The organism is Micromonospora sp., from assembly GCF_048594385.1.
In the GTDB taxonomy this organism is placed as follows: Bacteria; Actinomycetota; Actinomycetes; order Mycobacteriales; family Micromonosporaceae; genus Micromonospora; species Micromonospora wenchangensis.
Genome location: NZ_JBMDWU010000228.1, coordinates 1 through 3819, shown reverse-complemented (window position 1 = coordinate 3819; position 3819 = coordinate 1). Strand labels below are relative to the sequence as shown.

General features: G+C 77.2%; 2 protein-coding genes and 1 pseudogene. 1 reads left to right on the top strand and 2 read right to left on the bottom strand.

The features are described 5' to 3' along the window. Nucleotides 1-369, top strand: a pseudogene (locus tag ACOJTC_RS11990) (cupin); the annotation flags it as partial. 83 nt (nucleotides 370-452) lie between these two features. On the opposite strand, the gene ACOJTC_RS11985 reads toward ACOJTC_RS11990, so the two are convergent. Continuing rightward, nucleotides 453-1112, bottom strand: coding sequence for a hypothetical protein (locus ACOJTC_RS11985; protein ID WP_357926765.1), 660 nt, complete (start codon nucleotides 1110-1112; stop codon nucleotides 453-455). Next, on the bottom strand, nucleotides 1109-3793 hold the full coding sequence (locus ACOJTC_RS11980) for an FtsK/SpoIIIE domain-containing protein (protein ID WP_420116903.1): 2685 nt from the start codon (nucleotides 3791-3793) through the stop codon (nucleotides 1109-1111). The genes ACOJTC_RS11985 and ACOJTC_RS11980 overlap by 4 nt, the downstream gene beginning before the upstream one ends. Nucleotides 3794-3819 lie beyond the last annotated feature (26 nt).

Genomic DNA, 3819 nt, shown 5'->3' with positions numbered 1-3819 from the left:
GACTGGTTGCTGCGGGCCGATCCGGCCGCCGTGGCCGCCCGGCTGCGGAGCCGGGCCTGGCCGGCCGCCCGGCCGGCCCCGATCCGGCCGCTGGCGCAGGCCGCCGCGCTCACCGCGCTCACCGCCGACAGCCGGATCGCTCCCCGCCCGGGCCTGCGCTGGCAGCTCAGCCCGGCCGCCGACGGCCGGGTGGCGCTGCGGTTGGTCGACCGCACCGTCACCCTGCCCGACCAGTGCGCACCGGCCCTGCACGCCCTGCTCGGCTCCACCGGACTGCGGGTGGGCGACCTGCCCGGCCTGGACGACGACGCCGACCGGCTGGTGCTGGCCCGCCGGCTGCTGCGCGAGGCGGTCGCCGTCCCGGCGTGAAGCCCCGGTCCCCGTGCCGGCGTGAGTCACGGTCGCCGGCCCGGCGTGAGCCACCTGACCGCCCCGGGCGACGCCCGGGGCGGTCAGCGGGCCGACACCAGCAGCAGCACCGTGGTCAGCACCCCGGCGGCCAGCACGATCGCCAGCGGGCGGGGGCCGAGCAGGGCGTGCCGGCGGTCCGCCAACCGTTTCGCCGGAGCCAGCCCGGCCACCGGGCCGAGCAACGTCACCACCAGCGCCAGCACCGGCATACCCACCGCCAGGTCACCGCCGTAACGCTCGCCCACCGCGCGGGCGGCGGCCCCCAGGGCGTACGCGACGACCGCGCCGGCCACCCCGCACAGCGCCAGCAGCGGGTTCACCGACCCCGGCAGCTCACCGCGTTGGCCGGTACGGTCCAGCAGTTCGCGGACCCCGCGCAGCAGCGGCACCGGGTCACCGGTGACGTCCCTGGCCGGCCCCGGCGGGTCGCCGATCCGTCGGGTGCCCAGCCGGGACCGTAGCTCGGCCCAGAGGTGTCCCACCTCGGCGTCGACCCGCTCCAGCATCGACCGGGCGTCGACGACCTCCTGCTCGGCGTCGCGGAGCTGGGTGGTGGCCTGCGCGACGGCCCGCTCGGCGGCGGCGCACTGCTGGTCGTGCCAGGCCTGCGCCTCGGCCCGCTGGGCGGCCACCCGGCCGGTCAGCTCGGCGAGCCGGCGCACGTGGGCTGCGTAGGTGTCACTGGGGACCGGTTCGTTCATCGGGACGGACCATAAGGGATGATCACCTGTCCGGTGCGGTGCACCGCCCGGTCGAAGAAGAGCCCCCGCCACGGACGCGGGTACCAGTCCGGCCCGCCGGAACCCGGGTAGAGCGCCGAGCCCAGCTCGCCGCCCTGCACGTCGAGGGCCACCCAGGCGCCGATCTGGTCGGTACGGGCGGCCGGCCCGCCCAGGTCAGCCCGCATCCGGGCCACCCCGCGCCACCAGGCCAACACGTGGGTACGCCGTTCCGGCCCATCGTGCAGGATGCGGCGCAGCCGGTCCAGGCCGGTCGACCCGGGTGAGCCGGTGGCCAGCGCACCGGCCGCCGCGTCGACGGCGAACAGCAGCAGGTAGTGCGGGGTGCCCGGGGTGCCGGGGCGGGTCAGCGCCGTGGCCGTCTCGGCCATCAGCTCGGCGACGGTCTCCTCGTCGTACCAGGCGGCGTCGTCGGCGAGGTCCTCGTAGAGGGCGCGGGCCGCCGGGTCGGCGTCCGGGTCGAGGCAGGCGATGGAGAACCGGGCGGTGCCGGGGCGGTGCTGGCGGGCCAGCGAGCGGGCGGCGGCGTCGAGCACCGCGCACGCCTCGTCGACCCGGGTGCCGAGGACCGCGAGGTTACGGCCGGGCGCCCGGGGCAGCCGCAGCGCCGCCGACCGGGACTGCACGTCGATGATCTCCCCGAGCACCGCGACCGGGCCGCGCGGCGTGGCGTCGCCCGGCGGCGGGGTGAGGGCCCGGAAGTCGGGGGCCTCGGTGAGGCGGGGGATGGCGTCACCGTCGAAGAGCCGTGCCGGGGCGGCGTCGGCGGGCCGCATCCGCCACAGCCGGTGCTGCAACTCGCTCCACGTCTCCCAGTCGCTGGCCGACGGGATGCGGGCCACCTCGTTGCCCTCGGTCAGGCCCGACTCGGCGTTGACCACCGCGTGGTAGCGGGGCAGCGCCTGTGCGGCGTCGTTGCGTTCGGCCAGGATGCGCAGCGCCTTGGGCAGCGCGATCCGCAGGGTGAACTGGGCGACCAGCGCGGGCCGGCCCCACAGCGCCTCGATGCCCCGCACGTCCTGCGAGGCGAGCTCCAGGTGGATGCCCTGCGAGCGGCCCCGCCGGGCGAGGTCCTCCAGCAGGTCGGCGGCCTCCCGGGCCACCACGTCCCGGCCGGCGAGCAGCGCCTGGAACTCGTCGACCACCGCGACGATCCGGGGCCAGTGCCCGGCCGGGTCCACCGCCCGCAGCTCGGACAGCTTGGTGACCTCGTGTTTCTTGGCCGCGTCGGCCCGCCGGCGCAGCTCCTCGGCGAGGAACCGCAGCAGCGCCAGGCCGAACTCCCGGTCGGTGTTGACGTTGATGCCGACCAGCCGCATGTGTGGCAGCCAGCTCGGGTCGCGCCGGCCCTGGGCGAACCGGGCGAAGGACACCCCCTCCTTGAAGTCGAGCAGATAGAACTCCAGCTCGGCGGGGGAGTAGCGGGCGGCCAGCGCGCCGATCCAGGCGAAGATGAGGTTGGTCTTGCCGGTGCCCGACGGCCCGCCGATCAGTGCGTGCGGGGGATAGTCGCCGAGGGTCAGCAGCACCGGACGGCCGTGTGGTCCCTCCCCGATCGGGGCGGTCAGCCCGTGCGCCGAGTCCTCCTTCCACATCTGCTCCGGCGGCGGCAACAGGTCGGTGAAGGGGGTCGGCGGCGGGCCGGCGTTGACCCGGGCGGCGATCTCGCGGCAGGTCTCGGTGACCAGGGTGGCCGGCGGGGGCGGGTCGAGGCGTACCGGAGGGCCGGGCGGGGTGCCGATCCGGGTTCCGTCCGCGCCGGTACGGATCCGGGTCAGGCCGGGGTCGTCGGGCAGTTCGATGCCGCGTACCACCAGGTGCACCCCGCAGGCTGCGCCGGTGCGGACCACCCGGTCGAGCTGGCCGCGCTCGTGGCGGGACAGCTCGTCGCCGCCGAGCAGCACCGCGACCCGCCACGGCTCGGGCCGCCGTCCGGTGGCTGCGGCCAGGGCCCGCAGTGAGCCGTACTCGCCGGCCAGCACCGTCTCGTTGATCCGGCGGATCTGCTCGACCAGGTCGTCGAGGAGCCGGGCCAACCCGCCCGGCCCGACGAAGGTCAGCAGCCCGGCGGTGCCCAGCGGGGCGAAGCCGGCGAGCCCGCCGCCGAGGTGTTCGGGGTCGTACCCGTAGAGCCGGACCGGGCCCGGGGCGGGCCGGCCGACACCGCGCAGCAGCAGCGCCGACACCACCGCCTCGGCACCCTCCCGGTCGTCGCCGTGCAGCTGCACGTGACCGGCGTCGAGCAGCGGCACCAGCGCCGGGACGGGTTCGGCGTCGGCGACCCGCAGGGTGCCGACCCGCAGCGGGCCGGGACTCTCACCGCGACCGGCCGGGGTGACCTGCCAGTGGGACCAGGGGGCGCTGGCCGCGCCGGGGGCCTCCCGGCGGGCCGCCTCGGCGGCCCGGTGGGCGAGTTCGGCGAGCCGAGCGGCGTGCCGCCTGTCGATCTCGGCCAGCCGCCTGTCGCGTTCGACGCCGACCCGCTCCGGGACACCGGCGGCGGCCCGCCGGACCCGGGCGAGCCGGTCCCGGGCGGCGGCCAGCTCCGACTCGGCCGTGGCAACCCGGGTACGGGTGACGCCGAGCGCCTCGGAGAGCATTCCGCGTACCCGCGTCGCCAGTTGGGCCCGCAGATCAGCCACGGGGCCCACCGTCCGCCCACGGCCAG